14 protein-coding genes and 3 pseudogenes are annotated in these 19,702 nt (G+C 41.8%); 9 read left to right on the forward strand and 8 right to left on the reverse strand.

The window, feature by feature from the left end:
- Positions 1-540 precede the first annotated feature (540 nt).
- The 4 genes and pseudogenes from NSTCB13_RS18205 (at position 541) to NSTCB13_RS18220 (ending at position 7,052) form a co-directional block, all read left to right on the forward strand.
- Positions 541-1,998 carry an efflux RND transporter periplasmic adaptor subunit gene (locus tag NSTCB13_RS18205; protein WP_448273380.1) on the forward strand — a complete coding sequence of 486 codons (1,458 nt, stop codon included), beginning with the start codon at positions 541-543 and terminating at the stop codon, positions 1,996-1,998.
- A 239-nt stretch (positions 1,999-2,237) separates the two neighbouring features.
- A pseudogene (locus NSTCB13_RS18210) lies at positions 2,238-5,397 on the forward strand (efflux RND transporter permease subunit).
- A 278-nt stretch (positions 5,398-5,675) separates the two neighbouring features.
- Positions 5,676-6,356 carry an alpha-amylase family glycosyl hydrolase gene (locus NSTCB13_RS18215; protein WP_448273382.1) on the forward strand — a complete coding sequence of 227 codons (681 nt, stop codon included), beginning with the start codon at positions 5,676-5,678 and terminating at the stop codon, positions 6,354-6,356.
- A 90-nt stretch (positions 6,357-6,446) separates the two neighbouring features.
- The gene (locus tag NSTCB13_RS18220) at positions 6,447-7,052 is read left to right on the forward strand and encodes a hypothetical protein (RefSeq protein WP_448273383.1); all 606 of its coding nucleotides are present in this window, start codon (positions 6,447-6,449) and stop codon (positions 7,050-7,052) included.
- A gap of 170 nt (positions 7,053-7,222) precedes the next feature.
- On the opposite strand, the gene hisD is transcribed toward NSTCB13_RS18220, so the two are convergent.
- Positions 7,223-8,500: a histidinol dehydrogenase gene (gene hisD / locus NSTCB13_RS18225; RefSeq protein ID WP_448273385.1), complete on the reverse strand. Its 1,278-nt coding sequence runs from the start codon at positions 8,498-8,500 to the stop codon at positions 7,223-7,225.
- A gap of 135 nt (positions 8,501-8,635) precedes the next feature.
- On the opposite strand from hisD, the gene NSTCB13_RS18230 reads away from it, so the two are divergent.
- The 3 genes and pseudogenes from NSTCB13_RS18230 to NSTCB13_RS18240 all read left to right on the forward strand — a co-directional run bounded on the left by NSTCB13_RS18230 (position 8,636) and on the right by NSTCB13_RS18240 (position 10,285).
- On the forward strand, positions 8,636-9,424 hold the full coding sequence (locus NSTCB13_RS18230) for a tryptophan-rich sensory protein (RefSeq protein WP_448273386.1): 789 nt from the start codon (positions 8,636-8,638) through the stop codon (positions 9,422-9,424).
- 266 nt (positions 9,425-9,690) lie between these two features.
- Positions 9,691-10,125: pseudogene (locus NSTCB13_RS18235) on the forward strand (pentapeptide repeat-containing protein); the annotation flags it as partial.
- A 94-nt stretch (positions 10,126-10,219) separates the two neighbouring features.
- Positions 10,220-10,285, forward strand: a complete 66-nt coding sequence (locus NSTCB13_RS18240) for a pentapeptide repeat-containing protein (protein WP_448274180.1) — start codon at positions 10,220-10,222, stop codon at positions 10,283-10,285.
- A 22-nt stretch (positions 10,286-10,307) separates the two neighbouring features.
- On the opposite strand, the gene NSTCB13_RS18245 is transcribed toward NSTCB13_RS18240, so the two are convergent.
- Entirely contained in the window at positions 10,308-10,826 is a 519-nt protein-coding gene (locus NSTCB13_RS18245; protein ID WP_448273387.1) for a hypothetical protein, read from the reverse strand.
- 764 nt (positions 10,827-11,590) lie between these two features.
- On the opposite strand from NSTCB13_RS18245, the pseudogene NSTCB13_RS18250 reads away from it, so the two are divergent.
- A pseudogene (locus NSTCB13_RS18250) lies at positions 11,591-13,234 on the forward strand (calcium-binding protein); the annotation flags it as partial.
- 196 nt (positions 13,235-13,430) lie between these two features.
- Here NSTCB13_RS18250 and NSTCB13_RS18255 read toward each other — a convergent pair.
- Positions 13,431-13,607: a hypothetical protein gene (locus NSTCB13_RS18255; RefSeq protein ID WP_445631370.1), complete on the reverse strand. Its 177-nt coding sequence runs from the start codon at positions 13,605-13,607 to the stop codon at positions 13,431-13,433.
- Positions 13,608-14,124: 517 nt separating this feature from the next.
- Between NSTCB13_RS18255 and NSTCB13_RS18260 the strand changes: the two genes are divergently transcribed.
- Positions 14,125-15,792, forward strand: coding sequence for an MBL fold metallo-hydrolase (locus NSTCB13_RS18260; protein ID WP_448273389.1), 1,668 nt, complete (start codon positions 14,125-14,127; stop codon positions 15,790-15,792).
- A 106-nt stretch (positions 15,793-15,898) separates the two neighbouring features.
- On the opposite strand, the gene NSTCB13_RS18265 is transcribed toward NSTCB13_RS18260, so the two are convergent.
- The 5 genes from NSTCB13_RS18265 to NSTCB13_RS18285 form a co-directional block, all read right to left on the reverse strand.
- On the reverse strand, positions 15,899-16,210 hold the full coding sequence (locus NSTCB13_RS18265; RefSeq protein WP_012408115.1) for a DUF6679 family protein: 312 nt from the start codon (positions 16,208-16,210) through the stop codon (positions 15,899-15,901).
- A gap of 576 nt (positions 16,211-16,786) precedes the next feature.
- Complete coding sequence (locus NSTCB13_RS18270) at positions 16,787-17,005, reverse strand: hypothetical protein (protein ID WP_194042969.1); 219 nt, start codon at positions 17,003-17,005, stop codon at positions 16,787-16,789.
- A gap of 268 nt (positions 17,006-17,273) precedes the next feature.
- The gene (locus tag NSTCB13_RS18275) at positions 17,274-18,062 is read right to left on the reverse strand and encodes a Nif3-like dinuclear metal center hexameric protein (RefSeq protein WP_445631368.1); all 789 of its coding nucleotides are present in this window, start codon (positions 18,060-18,062) and stop codon (positions 17,274-17,276) included.
- A gap of 32 nt (positions 18,063-18,094) precedes the next feature.
- A complete protein-coding gene (locus tag NSTCB13_RS18280; protein WP_445631367.1) occupies positions 18,095-18,844 on the reverse strand; it encodes a hypothetical protein in 750 nt (249 codons plus the stop codon).
- Between the two features lie 312 nt (positions 18,845-19,156).
- Positions 19,157-19,570 (reverse strand): secondary thiamine-phosphate synthase enzyme YjbQ, encoded by a 414-nt coding sequence (locus NSTCB13_RS18285; RefSeq protein WP_445631366.1) that lies wholly within the window; start codon positions 19,568-19,570, stop codon positions 19,157-19,159.
- Positions 19,571-19,702: the final 132 nt, after the last annotated feature.

Here is a 19,702-nt window from a genome sequence, read left to right on the forward strand (position 1 = left end):
TTATTGATTTTGATTGATTTCAAAATTCCCTAATCAAGGCCATCCTTGCTGGAATTTCAGGCAATGGAGTTTGCTCCTTTGTAACTCACGCGTACCTGTAGACGCTAGCTTTATCTATGTTTGGATATATAACTTCCTAGCAACACAAAGGCTTTAGAGAAATGATTGATTACGTGTAAAAAATAATTTCCTGGTCTACCAAGGTACATAAATACTTTCGATTCTAATTAGATAAATCTAGATCGGCTATATTTAGTTTTTCATATCTAAGCATTGGATGACAGTGATCTCAATACAGACGGTGTGTGACATAGAGTAGCTCTATGAGATGAGAGAATTTTTTTATCATAATCTACATAAAATTTATTACCATTTTTAACAGTAATTTCTCTTAGCTAAAAAGTTATATTATATACTATTGCAAATAAAAGACATTCACTATGAAATACGTCATAGTTGATATCGAAGTAAATAAACTTCAAGTTTTTTTAAGAAAATACCAAGGTTTGGTATGTATAAACAGCAAGTAGAGGTGAAATTGTGAGCGATGAAAGTCTTTCAGAAGTTGAGGTGGAAGAAGCTATAACCCCCCAAGAGCGGAATTTTTTGAGCAAATCAGATCGAAAGCAAACCAGGGTATGGTTGAAGCCATTATTCTTGGGTGCTGGTTTAGGAATTGCGATCGCCTTGGTTGGAATGAGTGTATTAAATCGTTTTCCATCCCGTCAACAAAGCGCGGTAGCGGATAAAAAAGTTAACCCAGCGATGACAGTTACGATCGCCACAGTAGAAACGGCCCGTGTTGTCCGTACACTCAAAACTACTGGGACTGTAGCCGCGAGTGATTTAATTCCGGTGCTACCACAAACAAACGGTTTACAAATTAAAAGCATCCCCGCAAATGTCAAAGAAGGAGCTTTTGTCAAACAAGGTCAAGTGTTGGCAGTGTTAGATGGTTCCATACTGCAAAATCAAATTAGTCAAGCAAAAGCAGATGTGGAATCGAAACAAGCAGATGTGGAATCGAAACAAGCCGATTTGGCATCCAAGCAGGCAGATTTGGCATCAAATAAAGCAATAGTCCAGCAAAGACGAGCCGATTTAGCTCAAGCTAAGGCGAGATTGGAGGAAGCAGCCAAAAATTATCAGCGCTATCAAAAACTCGCTGACTCTGGAACGATCAGCAAACAAGAACTTGATACTCGTTCTTACGCTGTGAAAACTGCCATAGAAGTTGTCAACCTGTCCCAAGAAAATATACGTAGTGCCCAGGCTAATATCGGCAGTGCCCAAGCTAACATTAATAACGCCCAAGCGATCGTCAACAAAGCCAAAGCCGATGTTAAAAGCAGTGCTGCGAAAGTGCAACAACTGCAAACTCAATTGGAACAAACTGTAGTACGTGCGCCGGTTTCAGGAGTAATTGCCGAGAAATTAGCTAGAGTCGGTGATGTCACTGGCGTGCCGCCGCAAACCCAAGTGGGGACGGTGATTGGTGGCACACAAAAGCTATTTTCGATTATCCGAGATGAAAAGTTAGAACTTCAGGCGAAGGTGCCCGAAACTCAACTAACTCAGGTGAAAATTGGCGCATCGGTGCAAATTACTTCTGATGTCGATCGGCGGGTGCGATCGCAGGGACGAGTCAGAGACATACAACCACAGCTAAACGATCAAAGACGGGAAGCGACAGTGAAAATTGACTTGCCGCCAACAACTTTGCTAAAACCAGGAATGTTTGCTAGTGCTGCAATTACTACTGACTCAGGGATGAAAATGGTAGTGCCACAAAAAGCAGTCCAGTCCCAAGCTGACGCAAGTGTAATTGTATTCATCCTATCGGGTGAAAATACAGTCAGCAGCCAGAAAGTAGAGTTAGGAGATCCTGGCAATAACGACACAGTGGAAATCAAGAGTGGGTTACAGTTAGGCGATCGCGTTGTCGTTGATGGTGCAGGCTATCTCAAAGATGGCGATCGGGTTCGAGTTGCAAATTGAAGGGAATAGGGAAAAATGACCAATGACCAATACAACTCTTGGAGAGGCTGCGCCAACGGCTTCGCGGTAGTTGAATCTCGACTTACTTCGACTACGCGGTAGTTGAGCGCAGTCGAAACTCAGTACAAGTCGCTCGATTACCGCGCAGCGATGCACTGAGCGCAGTCGAAGTGTCGAAACTCAGTACAAGTGACCAATGACCAATGACAAATGACAAATCCCAAATCTCAAATTTCCCAATGTCTTTTAATATCTCAGCCTGGTCGATTAAAAAACCTGTTCCCACGATCGTTTTATTTTTAATTTTGACGGTTGTCGGTTGGTTCTCATTCATATCCTTGGGGATTGATATTAACCCAAATATTGATGTACCAACAGTTTCGATCAAAGTTACCCAACCGGGTGCAGGCCCAGCAGAACTAGAATCCCAAGTGACGAAAAAAATTGAAGATGCTGTGGCGGGGTTGGGCAATATCGATTACATGATTTCTACCGTTAGCGATGGGAATTCTCAGACAACAATCAATTTTGTTTTAGGTACAGATAGCGATCGCGCCACCAATGATGTTAGAAATGCGATCGCTCAAATTCGCCAAGATTTACCCCAAGACATTAACGACCCCATTGTGGAACGCCTAGAATTTTCCGGCGGCCCGGTGATTACCTACGCAGTTAAATCAGATCGGCGTTCTGTAGAAGAATTAAGCAATCTCGTAGACCAAACTATTAGCCGTGCTTTGTTGGGAGTTCGTGGTGTAGCCCAAATTCAGCGTGTGGGTGGCGTTGACCGAGAAATTCGCATTAATCTTAATCCAGACCGCTTACAATCTTTAGCGATCACTGCTACTCAGGTAAACGACCAAATCCGCGCTTTGAACATTAATTTACCTGGCGGACGTGCCGAAGTTGGTGGTAGCGAACAAAGTATCCGTACTTTAGGAAGTGCCGTCAGTGTGGATATTTTGAAAACCTACGAAATCGTTTTACCACAAGGCGGTTCTGTACCTTTATCTAGCCTGGGAACTGTAGAAGATAAATTTGCAGATGTGCGCCAAGCCGCCCGTTTGAATAATCAACCTGTGGTAGCTTTTCAAGTCTTACGTAGTACTGGCAGCGTTCTGGTGACTGTAGAAGAAGGAGTGAAAGCAGCAGTCAAACAACTGGAAAAAACCCTTCCCCCCGATGTCAAACTGGATTTAATTTTTACTAGAGCCGATATTGTCCGCCAATCTTACCAAAGCACCATTGATGAATTGATTCAAGCTTCGCTGCTGGCGGTAATCGTGATTTTAGTGTTTTTACGGGACTGGCGAGCAACATTAATTACGGCTGTCACCTTACCCTTGTCAATAATTCCCACCTTCGCAGTGCAGCAAGCCCTTGGTTACACCCTCAACAATATGACTTTGTTGGCATTAGCCCTGGCAGTGGGCAACTTGGTAGATGATGCCGTTGTCGAAATTGAAAACATGGAACGCCACATGGCTATGGGCAAGTCAGCTTGGTCAGCTGCTTTTGACTCTTCCGACGAAGTAGGGTTAGCGGTAATCGCCAGTTCAGCAACGATTATTGCAGTGTTTCTGCCCGTTGCCTTTATGGGTGGGATTCCAGGGCAATTTTTTCAACCATTTGGCGTTACCGTTGCCGTTTCCACAATTTTTTCAACTCTTGTCGCGCGGATGGTTACGCCGATGATGGGGGCGTATCTGTTAAAGGAGGCAGGGGGCAGGGGACAGGGGGCAGGGGGCAGGGGGCAGGGGGCAGGGGGCAGGGGGAGTAATAAAAATTTTTAATTTTAAATTTACACTTCCAGGTGGTGGGAACGGAAGTAGAAAACTTGGAGATGAAAAGCGTCGCGGTTTTCAACCTTATAGATCGCTTTTACAGTGGGCGTTACGCCATAGATTGACAACAATGGCGATCGCTTTCGCTTTTTTTATTGCCAGTCTGATGCTGGTTCCCCTGATTCCCAAGGGTTTTGTTGATGATGGCGATTTCGGAATTTCCAACGTATCTATAGAATTACCTCCTGGTTCCACATTAGAAGACGTTAACAAAGTAGTTACACAAGCAACTGATATTATCCGCCAAAATCCAGTAGTTGAACGCGTACTAGCAACAGAAGAGATCGATTCTGCCAACCTTGCGATTAATCTCAAACCCAGAGAGAAACGAAATATTTCCCAAAAACAGTTTGAGGAACAAGTACGTCCTAACTTTGAGCAAATACCAGGAGCGAGAATTAGTTTTCAAAGTCAGTCACCGGGTGACAGTCGCAAAGGTTTATCAATTGTCCTCAGAAGTGAAAATCCCGAAGCTTTGAATCAAGCTGCTGATGCCCTAGAAAAGCAGATGCGATCGTTAGCTGGATTGGTAGAAGTGGCATCTACTGCAAGTTTAGTCAAACCAGAGATTTTGGTAATTCCTAACCCGCAACGGGCAGCAGATTTGGGAGTGACAGTGCAAGCGATCGCTCGGACTGCTTCCCTTGCCACCATCGGCGATAATGAGGCCAACTTGGCGAAATTTAATTTAAGCGATCGTCAAATCCCGATTCGCGTCCAAATCGATCCCGAAGCGCGGGCTGATATCAACACAATCACAAATTTGCAAGTCCCTAGTCAAAATGGCAGATTAGTTCCTCTCATAGCAGTGGCAGATATCCGCTTTGGTAGCGGCCCTGCTACTATCAACCGTTACGATCGCGCCCGTCAAGTAGCTGTAGAAGCGAATTTGCAAGGGCTTTCTTTAGGAGAAGCAGTCCAGACAATCAACAAACTACCTGCAATGCAAAACTTACCGCCAGGAGTAATACAGCAACCATCAGGTAGTGCCAAAATTATGCAAGACATTTTTGGTCGCTTTGGCGGTGCTTTGGGGCTGGCATTAATGTGTATCTATGCAATTCTGGTGTTGCTGTATAACAACTTTCTCCATCCATTATCGATTATGGCAGCCTTACCCTTTTGTTTAGGTGGGGCATTGGTAGCGTTGATGGTTGCTCAAAAACCCTTAGGAATATATGCCTTGATTGGTATTGTGTTGCTGTTGGGGATTGTCACCAAAAACTCGATTCTGTTAGTTGACTATACCATCATCAATATGCAAGAAGGCAAAACCCAACGTCAGGCGCTGGTTGAATCAGGCGTATCACGTCTGCGCCCAATTTTAATGACTTCTTTCGCAACCATCGCCGGGATTCTGCCCTTAGCATTGGGAATCGGCGCGGGTTCTGAAGTTCGCCAACCAATGGGAATTGCCATTATGGGCGGTTTTACAACTTCCACTCTGTTGACACTGGTAGTAGTACCAGTGATATTTAGTTACATTGACAACTTCCAAACTTGGATTATGGATACAACACGCTATGGCTTTGGTAAGAAACCATCGCGTCAATAATGCCCAATCAATTTTGGATTTGTAATTGTTTTGCTCCCCTCTCCTGGTAGGAGAGGGGCTGGGGGAGAGGTCAAAATAGCACTCGTCGAACTCACGTCTTTTTAAGAGGAGATTAAGGGGGGTAATTCGACTTGTGTGTACACCGTAGCCTCAATACATACGGAGAGGGGTTCTTGAGGTTTAATAAGTAACCAAGCGGACATGATATTACTCAATAAAAAGTCAAGTTTCTTTGGCAAACTAATAGTAAAACACAATACGGTTGAGGAGTAATATCTTTGATAATAAATATCTTCATTTGTGCAGTTGTCATCTGCGCAACTTGTATTTACCCGATTAAGACATTAGCAGGAGAAAAACCTTCTGCGATTTTTCATGCATTCGATCAACAGTACATTGATATTGAAAAGTTTGTTTGTGAAATAGGGAAGCAAGGATACTCTCACATTCAAATTTCTCCAGCCCAAAAATCTAATCCTGCTCTAGAATGGTGGGCACGCTATCAACCTGTAGATTACAGCATTATCGAAGGTAGAGGTTCACTCTTAGATTTAAAAGAACTTATTAATCAAGCCCACAGTTGTCAGGTCAAAGTGATTGCTGATGTTGTTTTCAATCACATGGCTAATTTAGATGGCAATGATGATTTTGAAGATTTAACTAAATTTCCAGGTCTTTCTATAAATGACTTTAATTCGGATTCAAATCGTCCAGCAAAAAAATCTTGTAGCATTAATTACAGTGATGGCAATAGAGATTCAGAAATTAATTGTTGGTTAGGTGGACTTCCTGAATTGAGATTTACCAATAATGTTAAAAAAATTCAAAAAGCTCATTTAAAAAAATTACTAGATTTAGGAATTGATGGATTTCGGTTTGATGCTGCCAAACATATCCCAGCAGATGTTCTTAAAGAGTACATCAGCTATGTGGATCGACAAAGTAAAGGCAAAGCATAGAATTATCTTGAGGTAATTGCAGATAGCGACACCAGTGCAGAAAATTATAACTGGATTGCTGCTGTCACAGATTTTGTTCTCTACAATTCAATGAAAAATGCCTTCAGCTTTGGTGGAGATTTGCGTTCTCTGCGAGTTCCCACAGCCATAAACGATCCGCGTAGCGTCACTTTTGGCAGAAACCACGATACGATCCGCGAGATTAATTTTAATGCCATTAACCCCTATAGCGATCCTTCTGACTCTTTCCTCGCAACAGCCTATATCTTGGCGAGAGAAAGTGGCACTCCTTTAATACTCAACTGGGATAATCAAGATGTTCCTTTTATCAAATATGGTGTCAAATTTCGCCAAATTATGCATCAACGAGGAACTCAGGGAAAAAATACCAAAGAAAATGTTTTAGCAACAATTGATAGTCCGACTGTATTGCTAATGGAGCGGGGCAGTGAAGGATTTTTTGTTGTCAATAAAGGAGAGAATAAATTTAATATCCCAGCACTGGATTTGACTTTAACGAATTTAGATGGATGTTATCGGGAACTCGGTAATAATTTTACTGTTGCGATTGAACGTCCCCAAGGTGGGAAAAAATTTATAACTCGTTGGGGAAGCTGGAATAGAGGCGGTATGGAAGTTCAAAAACGCGATGCACTCTATTTTGTTCGAGAACCTTTTAATCAATGTCAAATGTAGATGCTCTCTCCTGCCTTCTGCCTGACTTCGGCTTTGCTCAGTGACCACCTGCCTCCTGCCTGGTTGTTGAGTTTCGACTACGCGGCAGTTGAGCGTAGTCGAAACACTGCCTCCTGCCTCATCCCAACTACAAAGATTTACGCCGTTTTACTTATCTCAGTTTTTTATTATTACAAGCGTACAGATACACTACCTGCATGGGCTGGCAAACCTTCTGCCTCTGCTAAGGTGACAGCTGCTTTGCCTATTGTCTGCAATGATTCTTTGTCACATTCTAAAAAAGTAATTCGTTTGAGAAAGTCGAACACACTCAAACCAGAAGCAAAGCGGGCAGAACGGGCAGTTGGCAGTACATGGTTAGGGCCTCCTAAATAATCGCCAATCGCTTCTGGAGTATAGCGTCCTAAAAACACGCTGCCGGCGCACTTAATTTGATTGGCAAGGAGTTGCGGGTTGTCCACACACAATTCCACATGTTCTGGAGCTAGTTGATTGAGCAGTGGTATACTCTCGGCTAAATCGCTAACTAGAATCACGGCTGCATAATTTTGCCAACTTGCACTGGCAACTTCTCTGGTGGGTAAATCGATGAGAATTTTCTCAACAGCCTTGATTACTTGTTGCGCGAAGATTTCGGAATCAGTAATTAAGATTGACTGGGCACTAGGATCGTGTTCTGCTTGCGATAGTAAATCCCAGGCAATCCAATCTGGGTTGTTCTGGCTGTCGGCTACCACTAAAATTTCAGAAGGTCCAGCGATGCTATCAATGCCAACAGTGCCAAAGACTTGGCGCTTGGCTTCAGCAACATAAGCATTACCAGGGCCAACTATTTTATCTACTGGGGCAATGCTTTCTGTACCATAAGCTAATGCTGCGATCGCTTGCGCCCCACCAATGCCATATATTTCTGTAACACCGGCAACTTGAGCAGCAGCCAATACAACGGAATTAATCTCACCGCCAGGCATTGGTACTGTCATGACAATTCTTTCAACACCAGCAATTTTAGCTGGTAGGGCATTCATCAACAAAGAACTTGGATAGCTAGCCCGTCCCCCTGGTACATAAATTCCCACTTGCGAGAGTGCTACCCAATTCAATCCCAGTTTTACCCCGACTGCATCGCTGTAAGCAATATCTTGCGGTAGTTGTTTTTCATGGAAAGCCACAATCCTCTCAGCAGCAAATTCCAGTGCAGCCAAGACATCAGTAGGACATTGGGCTGCGTGTTCGGCAATAAAAGTTTCGCTTAAATGCAAAGACTGGAGATTGTTGCGATCGAAGCGGCTAGTATAGTCCTTGACTGCGGCATCACCACGCACTTTGACATCAGCTAGAATCTCACGTACTGTCCCACTAACATCAACTGTAACTTCCCGGCGATCGCTTACAAGGGTTTTGAATTTGACAGAAAAATCTTTGTCGGTAGTTTGAAGTAGCTGCATGGACAGTATCTTAAAAGCAGTGAGGTCAATAATTAGTTTAACTCCTGATTAACTCGCTAGATATGACTGTGGCTTATATGCATCGCTGTTTTTCAGATGTAAGCTAAAAGCACAAAAGATTATGAGTTGACATCTATGCAGCAGTCTACAAGAGACAATTACCGGGATCTTTGGCGACAGCTTGTTACTTTGGCTGCAATCTTTGGTGCTTTTTTTATCAACGTAGTATCGAATGTTTTTCCGCTCAATGGACTTAGCATCGGGGAAATTTCCAATACTTTGTTTAAAAATGTTCTGATTATCCCTGCCAATTACGCCTTTGCTATCTGGGGGCTGATTTACCTTGGGTTGTTTGCTTTTGGGGTATACCAAGCTCTACCTAACCAACGACATGAGCCTGATTTACGTGAGATAGGTTATTTGTTGGCGATCGCCTGTGTTGCTCAAAGTATCTGGGTGTATCTGTTTTTGTCTAGGCTTTTTGCTCTTTCTGTAATTGCAATGCTCTTGATTCTGTTGCCCCTAATTGGTGTTTATGTGCAGTTAGAAATTGGCAAATCGCGTGTACCTTGGCTAAAAAAATGGTGTATTCACTTTCCAATTAGCATTTATCTAGGTTGGATTAGCGTGGCGACTATTGTCAATGTAGCGTGTGCTTTGGATTTTCACAGGTGGAACGGTTGGGGGATTTCTGCTGTAATCTGGACTCTCATTATGGTATTAATAGCAACAGCAGTTGCAGCAGTTATGGTCATCCAGCGTCGAGACATCGCTTATACAGGAGTAACAATCTGGGCACTGGTAGCGATCGCATTCAAGCATTCTGATAACTCAATGCTCAGAAATACCGTATTAGTTTTGGCAATTATTCTAGTTTTAACCGCTACGATTAACAGCTTACGTACCCAACAAGAACATATTTAAGTGTGATGACGTACCCGCCCAGCGTCGGTCAAGAGAAAACTTTTAGCAAGCGTTCGTTAAGCACACACAATAATGGTCGGTTGTTACACACACCAGTCTGATTGTTATTAGTCAGAATAGATAGTTAGAGCCGTAATTGTCTGAAAAGACCAAAATTTATAGGAATGAAAAATATTATCTCGATTGGTTGGAATAACTGGTTAAAACGGCACAAAGAATCTGTTTTACTATTTGACTCAATTGCTGCTGCTAATGAGATTGCCTTGATGCTTAACGGTCAATGGGATGGCTGCAATGGTGTAATTGTAGCTTCTAGTGATGAGGTAGCTGTTAACACTGCTGCCAAACTATTAAAAGCCACTTGGTGTTATCAAGGCGCATCAAAAGCTGTTTTAGACAGAGTAACAACGAATGAAATTTTACGCCGTTATGCAATCGGAGAAAGAAATTTTGTTAATGCTAATTTGAGGTGTGCAGTACTTGCATCAGTGAAGCTGAGTGAAATTAACCTAAGTTATGCCTCGTTGAGTTGGGCGGACTTAAGTCAAGCCAATCTAAGTAAAGCTGATTTAACAGCAGCAGACCTCAGTCAAGCTAATTTAAGTGGAGCTTACTTGAGTAAAGCATACTTGATGAGGGCAAACCTAAGTGAGGCAAACCTGCAACAAGCTTCACTTCAAGGGGCTAACCTCAGTAGTGCTAACTTAAGTGAAGTCAACCTCACTGGTGCAGATTTAACAGGAGCTAATCTGTCATTAGCAGACCCTAAGAGGAGCAAATTTTCACTTGTGCAATTTGAGTGGGGCCAACCTAACAAATGCCAAGTTAATTGAAAGTGACTTGGCTTTTGCTCAACAATAATCGCCGAACTCCAATATTATCTCTAGTCAGTTCCACCCCAAGTCCAGGTAGGATTGCCATTCTTTAAACGATTTTTTAGCACTACTAGGGGATAATCATTAGCATCAGAGCCACCAGCCAAATCTAAGATAAAGTAAACTTTACCTTTAACAAAGTGCATTCGTAAATAATTAATTTTTCCAGAGTAGTCTTGCCCGTCAACCTTAGTCATTCCAGCAGAAGCAAAGCATTTAGCATATTTTGGCTTGAGTGTCCCAACCCATGTAACACTAAAGCTATTACTGGCTTGAACAGAGATGTTACTGGCATAGGCACTCAGGTTAATAGAGCCATCTGTTGCAAAACTGCCTTCTTGATAAGGATGGGGTTTTTCAGTGACAATCACCTTGTCTGGACAGCTTTGTTTTTGCTCGTTTTCACTATAAACTTTTAGCTCAATATTTTGTGATTGATTTTGTGCTTGGACGCACCAGTTGGACAGCAGAGGCAGTAAAACAATACTAGTGCCTATAATCAAAATCAAAGGTTTAAATGAAATCATACTCATATCCGAACAAATATTAAATTGAATCTAGTATTAGATTTTAGTAATTAATTGGGTAAATTCAAGTCAGGGTAATTACTGAGAAATGGAAAAGGGAAATATTAAAGAAGAAACTTTTACCCACAATCCTAAGAAGTCCATTTTTACTAACTCAAGCAAGACGAGACTCGCAAGTTTTGCTTAGAAATTCTCGAAAAAATTGCGATCGCTTGTAAGCTAAAACACCTAACGAACTAGATAGAGCGCAGACTTACACACGCTCTCAAAGTTAATTTAGGCTTGGCATACTTTTTAAACACCCTCAAAGCTAGTCGAGAATATTTTAATTAACCTGAGTACAACAAATCTCTCCTTACCTTGAACTAAATTTTTGAACTAAATTTAAAGTGTGTAACATCTAAGTAAATGCGGTAGTATATGGTTAGTGTTGGGTTATTTAGATGTTCTATATTTCAAAGTAGATATGCACGCAGAATTTACCGGAACGAGGGTATAAAAATCTCCTTTTTTGTCAGTAGTTAACTATTGACTTGAATTTACACCCTGATTAGTGTGTACAGTGCCATTTGACTTAGATAGTTTGAGAATAAATCAGTGCTACTGAAAAGCTTTTTCATAGAGTGAATCTTTGATGAATATTACTGTTCCTAATTCTTAAGTTATACGTCAACTTCGGTGAGTATTTTGTGCCCGAAAACAGCATTAAATTCAAAGTTGAGAACTGAAATTACTGAAAAAATAGAATCAGGTAGGCAAAAGTTATGGCAAACATCATTGGAACCAGCGGCTACGACTTACTACAGGGTGGTACTGGGAATGATACTCTCATTGGTGGTACTGGGAATGATTTTTTAACTGGTGGCGGTGGCAAGGATAAATTTGTTTACGACTTGGGCGACGGCACTGATACAATTACTGATTTTGGTGGCATAGGTAAAGGAACTAACCCGACAGCAGCAGTTATTGCTGAAGTGGACACCATCAAATTTCAAGGTGCAGGATTAACTGCTCAAAATTTACTGCTGATTCAGAATGGCAACGATCTAGAAATCACCTTTGAGGGGAATACTGATACCGTAGTTATTCTACAAAATTTCAAACTAGAAAATTTAGAGAATCTGAAAGCTTCTGGAGGCAAACCAGCAATTGGTAATATCCTGTTTGACGGGCAAAATAGCATCACCGACAGCTTTAATGTCCTCGATTCCAACTCTACTGATACTAGCCTGGGCATCAAGAACACAGTAACTTTCCTCAATGACCTCAACAATAACATTACGGGGTTAGAGGATTCCAATGATGTAGTTAATGGTCAAGGCGGTAATGACAACATCGATGGCTTGAGTGGAAACGATTTGCTCAGAGGTGGGGCGGGTGATGATACCCTCATTGGTGGTGCGGGAAATGATACCCTCATCGGTGGTACGGGGAATGACTCCCTTGTTGGCAATAATCTGCTTTCTGGGGGCTATGGCAATGATTATCTCTCGATCTCGGGCTATGAGAGCTTTAGCTACCCAGACTACGAATACAACTCTCGCTCGTCTGGTAAGAACACTCTCAACGGTGGCGTAGGTGACGATAACTTGAATGCTAGCGGTTCAACAGGCAATAATTTGCTCTCTGGGGACGATGGCAATGATAATCTCTCCATCTCTGGCTACTACGAAGGAGGTAACTACCAAGACTATGACTCTCGCTCGTCTGGTAAGAACACCCTCAACGGTGGTGCAGGTAAGGATACCTTGAGTGCTGGCGGTTCAACAGGTGATAATTTGCTCTCTGGGGGTGATGGCAATGATTATCTCTCCATCTCTGGCTACTTCAAATACACTCCTAGCGACCCGTATTCACCCCGCGATGTCTCCATTACATACGACTCTCGCTCGTCTGGAAAAAACACTCTTAACGGTGGCACTGGGGACGATAACTTGGATGCTAGTAATTCAAAAGGTGATAACTTACTCGATGGTGGCGCTGGCAATGATTATATCTCCGCTTCTAGCGCCTTTGGTAAGAACACAATCTATGGTGGCAGTGGGAATGATATCCTTATAGGTGGTTTTGGTAATGACATCCTTTATGGAGGAACTGGTACTGATACCTTTGTTTTCAATAGTTACAGTAAAGGTGTTGACAGTATTAACGACTTCAACGCGACTAATGAACTGATTCAGGTATCGGCTGCTGGCTTTGGCGGTGGGTTATCACCAGGTTCGCTTAAGACAAGTCAGTTTACCCTCGGAACATCTGTGACGACAAGCAATCAACGATTTATCTATAACAGTGCTACAGGTGGACTGTTCTTTGACCTTGATGGCAGTGCGTCTGGGTTTACTCAGGTAAAATTTGCACAACTATCTACTGGATTGTCAGTCAGCGAAAACAATTTTGTGGTTGTTTAATCGAAATTAGAGACTTCTAAATAAAAAATATCCCAAAACTGATGCAAAGATTCTCTCTGTGTTCTCTGCGCCTGGAATAGGTAGCCTGTGGCCTACGAACGCGAACAGTGTGTCGCAGACAGACGCTTTGCGTAGCAAGATCCCCGTAGGGGTATGCGTCTACGTTTATTGGGATAATTTATTTTTTGGAAATCCCTTAGCACTCTTTAATCACCAAGCAGTACGGTTTGCGAGATGCTATTTTCAAACGAAGATTTTTACGGGCTGTAAACGATTGCTCGTTGTCATATTGCTTTACATCTAGATAGACAGCTTGACCGAAAGGTTCTACAATCTGACTGATTGTGGTAAATTTACCTATTGCCCAATCCATATAAGCATAGTAAAGATTTTCTAGTGATTCCGTTTGATTGCAGAAGCACTAAATTAATATAGGAAAGTCTTTGAGTAAAGGGCAGCAGACAAATGGATGTAAAGCTGATTCTAGCTGGATTAACAGTTATATTTACACTTTCGTGCTTATTTTTTGGCACGAAGAATGGATTCTATGATTCAGATAATTATCATGGCAATGGCTCCGCACATTAAGATAAATCTGTAGACGCTCGATCGACTTCCCGGAGGGTGAGTTGGCTAAGAGCGCTCAAAACTTGTAAAGGGAAAACAAACAAGAGGCAAACTCCTTGAGCTACTAGTTTGATGGCTTCTGGTTAGCCCACCTTTCCGAATCAGTCCGGGTTCGGTGCAGGCGTCCTCCCCAATCAAAAATCTGTATTCTCAGGGTGTAGGGGCGCACGATAAAACTTACCCCTAAGTCACAAAACCAAAATTTGTGTAACTTTTGGCTTTTGGGATATGTCCATGATGATGAGGTTTGAGGGGAGGAGAGCATGAGGGATAATCTATCGGCATCCTCTCGCGTAGATGCTGCGGAACTAGGTAGTGAATTAGAATGTTTCCCCTATAGTGTCCAGCATGACAATGAGGGCGTGTGTTTGTTGGTGAAAATGGGCCCACACCGCATCCTATTGGACTGTGGTTTTGAGGATATTTCATCGCTGGCTAAGGGGCTGACTAAATCGGGACGTGGAACTAGTTCGCCCCTACCAGCAGATTTAGTTTTGATTAGTCATGCCCACCCAGATCATGCTAAAGGCTTACTGGCGCTGCATACAGCTTTTCCCAAGTTACCGATTTATGGTAGTGAGGTAACTAGCAAGTTACTACCGCTGAATTGGGTAGATGAAGACCCTGAGAAAATTTCCCAATTTTGTCATGCCTTGCCATTGCGATCGCCTGTGGAATTTCAAGATGGTTTGGTGGCAGAATTATTTCCCGCAGGGCATTTACCAGGAGCAGTGGCAATTCTCCTTACCTATACCACCCAGCAGCGTACTTACAAGCTACTGTATACAGGGGACTTTTTCTTATCAAACTCCCGACTAGTAGAAGGTTTGCGTTTAGAGGAACTGCGGGGTTTAGATTTGGATGTGCTAATTATTGAAGGTAGTTATGGCACATCCCGTCATCCTCACCGCCGCAACCAAGAAAATCAACTAGCCGAGCGAATTAATCGAGCGATCGCCGACCATTGTTCTGTAATCCTTCCCACCCCGGCTTTAGGATTAGGTCAAGAATTATTAATGCTCTTGCGATCGCATCACCACTTCACCGGACGAGATTTAGATATTTGGGTAGATGGTGCTGTCGCCACTGGATGCGATGCATATCTGGAACTGCTACCCCATCTCCCTCCATCGGTGCAGAACTTCGCCCGCCATCAACCCTTATTTTGGGATGAACGGGTACGTCCCCGCGTGCGTCGTCTCCAACCAGAACATCGCCCCAATGTCGGTAAGTCACCTTGTATTGTCCTCACCGACTCGACATCTGATTTAGGCGAACACTGCCAATTAGACACCGGGCCTTGGCTGATTCTCCTACCGGAAAAAATTGATATAAAAGTTAACAAAGAATATTTAGCACCCACCACTGTTGAAACTTATCTCTTAGCTCAACATAGCGATGGCCCTGGTACTACGCAGCTAATTCATAATTTGCGACCCCAGCACGTGGTTTTTGTTCATGGTTCCCCTGGCTATTTGGCAGACCTGACTAGCTTAGAGGAGTTGCAAAACCGCTACCACGTACATTCTCCGGCGGCTGATACTTTAGTAGAACTACCCATCGGCGACACATTTTTACAACCGGCAGCACCAGAGACTAACTATGAAGGCGAACTCACAGAGTTAGGAACAGTAATCACAATCACCTTACCGAATGTGATTACTGCCGATCAGCGTTGGCGGCAATTTGCCGATACTGGTTTAATCGAAGCTCGTTGGCAAGGGGAAGAATTAGTATTAAGGGGATTGTCTCAACGAGAACTGCTTAACCAAAACAGCGATCGCTATACCTGGACAGATGTAGACTGTTGTGGTACTTGCCGACATCAAAGGGGGCAGCGGTGTTGGAATCCAGCTTCCCCGTTGTATAACTTTAAAGTAACTCTCGAAGGTTACTGTCCTGCTTTTGAAGGCTTGAATGATAGCCAATAGTCATTAGCTATTTTGTCCTTTGGCCTTTGTCCTTTGTCCTTTGTCATTTTTGACCAATAACTAATGACCGATGACCAATGACCAATCACTAATGACTAATGACTAATTATTCTGGATTCGAGTCAGTGTAACGGTTGTGAATGCGCTCTGCTTCGGGACAATCTTCAGTCATCAGAGGTTCTACATTACCGCGCGGTACTGAAGCCAATTTTTGCGTTACAGCACCAATGCTCTCGAGACGAACCATTTCTTCCCAAGAACAAACTTCGTCTTCTTCTTCTGTTTCATAGCGTAGGGTCACTAAATCTCCCTCTATGTCTATGATGCGGGCGCGTTCAATCCAGCGTTGCTGGTCCCGCAAGAAAACACATACCTCGCGCCCATCGCAACACAGTTGATAAATCTTGCGGTGTAGCATGTACTGTTTCTGCCTTTTTAAACAACGTAGTTAAACCTGTCAAAATCTGGGTTCTACCCCATTACATTACACCTTTAAGAGGTTAATTTCACTGTTTAGAACAAGTGCGCTTCATAACCCAATCCCAAGATTTGCTTCTATTTATCAAAATATCAGGATAATGTTGGGTCATAAATCAATGGTTGCTCTAACAATGAACTCAATCTCCCTCCAGCTTATTTTAGGGAATGTCTGCTTCTATAGAAGTCAAACAGTTCGGTACCTGTCCTAACCAGGTTCATATTTGCTGCTGAGTCATTCTTACCATTATGTAATAAAGAATACTCGAAAACAATCGTTGATTGCGGTTGTTTAATTTGCCTACTTTTAATCATTGGCATTACTGGGAAGTCCGGGGACTTGGCTTTACTTTTACCCACTTGTATCTGATCTTAACTCATTCTCTTGCTGACCTTGATACTTTTCAACAACAACACCCAAATAGTTTTGAGTTTTTCAGTCAAAAACCTGAAAAAAGGCAACAGCGTCAGGGAAGAGTAGAGGAAAACACCATGAGAAAATTCTACTCCAGAAGTCTTAGGAGGATTTATGTGGTAAAGGAAATTCTATAAGCACGTTCGACGAGGATGCTTCTCGTTTAATTTTTCCGGCGCGAACTGCATCGTATAGGGCTGCAAGCTCTGGCAAATCCTCTGACTGATAGCATTTAGTGGCTAGCACCTGCTGGAGTAAACCCTCAGATTCAACACTAAGATATCCAGTTTGGAAAGCAGATGCAATAATTGTGCGAATCATCTTGATTAGGGCAGAGTGAGCAAATTATTAGGTCTAGTGTGGAACATTTTCCTTTCTTGCTAATTGATATGAAACATTAATACTGTGTGATTAGTATTACGTCAACCAGTGATTTACATCACAATATGAGTTTTTGATACTTTAATATTACACAGATAAAAGGGCAAAAAAATTTTCAGCATCAATGTTGAAAAGCTGATACTTAACAAAATTAAAATACAACAATTTTTTCGAGAAGCATCTACAAAATCCAATTAAACATCAGCAATCAAGCAAAAAACTGGCGGAAATCTTCATCTTTTTGACTTAATTGTACCCAGTCTAAGTTTAAAGACTGGAATTTTTGCATTAAGCGATCGCAAGCCGGACGTTCGGTAGCGTAATGTCCAGCATCGATTAAAATAAGATTGCAATCGCGGCTTTCTTGAAACTGATGGAATTTACAGTCAGAAGTTAGATAAGCTTGGGCACCTGTTTTGGCGACGGCTGAAATGTAACTAGCCCCCGAACCACCCAAAACAGCAACTCGTGAAATTGTTTGCTGTAAATCAGCAGTTGGGGAAAAAATCAAATTAGGGGGAGAAAGTCGGGTTTGAATGGTGGTGAGTAATTCCTGTAAGGTCAGAAATGGTTCTAGCAAACCAACACGACCATATCCTAATCCTGGTTGTGTAACTTCGATGGGGGTAACTTCTTTGAGTTCTAAAATCTGAGCTAACACGTCAGCAGTCCCATCTTGCACTTGGTCAAAATTCGTGTGGGCAGTGTAAATACCAATATTATGGGTAAAGGCTAACCGTACCATTTCAGCGATCGCTTCACCAGTACGTAAAGATTTGAGAGGATTAAAAATCAAAGGGTGATGGGCAAATATCAGATTAGCATTTTTTGCGATCGCTTCCTGCATTACCGCCAAAGTCGGTGTCAAACAGACCAAAACCCGTGCTTTTTCCTGCAAAACTCCTGGTTCAATTTGCCAGCCACAATTATCCCAACTTTCACACCAAGCAGGATTCGCCCATGCTTCAAACCAAGTAATTAAATCAGCAATTTTCATAATTATCTTCTTCAGTAATTTTTAATTACTAATCAGCGTTTCTGTGGTTGAATATTTAATTTTAATGCTAATTGCTGGCGCATTTCTTGGAAAGGTTTGTTCCATACAGGGCTAGCATTCCAGTTCCATACTGTTACTGGAATAAGTTGTTCTTCAGCAAGATAAGTTAATAGACGGTATTCATCTTCTGGTTCGCGAGAAAAAGTGAAGGGGTTGCGGTAGCCCGTTTCACACAGTTTATAAGATACAACCTGACCATGATTAATACGTTGTAAAAGTTCCTTACCTTTGATGAGTAAATAATCTAAAAATAACAGACTAAAAGGCTCTATATGTGCGCGTTTTTCTGGCTCTTTTTGTACCCATCTAGCCCACTCAAACCCATACATAAAATCATGAACATAACGAAAGCGGATTTCTGTTTTATTGCCGAACATCTTTGTTAGACAAACCATCTTTTCACCAAAAACTTTTAAGAATGTAATAGCGCCCTCCTCTGCATTTAAAGCCTGCCTAAGCATACTGCTTACCAGAAAATCGAAATCCCAAAAGATGTTTTCTGGAAAGTTTTGCAATTGAGTGCGGACTATGCTTTCGAGAATTTCTTGAATAGTTGTGATAATTTGAATGTCGGTATTTTGTTCCGCAATCAAATTTCCTAACTCTGCAAAGCTGGTAATTAATGTTTTTTTGGGACTCAGTGATAATAATTTAACAGACTGCTGGGTAAAGATTTCATCAATAAACTGAAAAGTATTAGTTGGTATTAGTTTTTGATTCATAGTAATAGTAATAGCCCAAGCAGGTTACATTAAGTGTTATTTTATATTAAAACAAATAAGTTATTAAACTTATATAAATAAACTTAACTTTTAAGTTTACAAACTGACATGAAATACTCAGTGTATATCTAGTTAATTATCAATAAAGGAATTTTCTCATCCCCAGAGTGTAAAAATACTTAGCATAATCTGGCTAAAGTCAAGGTTTTGGGATTATTGATTATTGACTTTGGACAAGCTGCACAAAAAAAATAGGACACTTGCGTAAGTCCTAATAAAATTTAACTACGATTTCTAAATTTAAGAAATTTGCTATGCAGAAATGTGCACAACTAGTTCTCTAGAATGACTGCGTTGACGATGTTCCCAAATATAAATTCCCTGCCAAGTTCCTAATGCTAAATGACCGCGATTAATAGGTATATGTTCAGAAGTATGGGTAAGTGCAGTACGAATGTGTGCCGGCATATCATCGGAACCTTCGGCATCATGAATGTATTTGCCTGATTCTGGCACAAGTTTTGCCATAAAGTTAGCTAAATCTACAAGTACATCAGGATCGGCATTTTCTTGGATTACTAAACTAGCTGAAGTGTGGCGCAAAAATAAAGTACAAAGGCCAGTTTCTACTCCCGATTCTGCAACTATAGCTGCAATTTTTGCGGTGATGTTTTGAAAAGATTTGCCAGTAGTAGAAATTCTGAGTAACTTTTGATAGTGAGTCATGTGGAATACTGAAATTAAGGTATTATAAGCATATTAAACAACTTGTTCTGGCGATCGCCACACGACTCAACTATTATTAAAATTGACATCTAATCAAAATATCCTGCCAATTAAGAATGTTTACTAACAACA

This window comes from Nostoc sp. DSM 114160 (genome assembly GCF_053470305.1).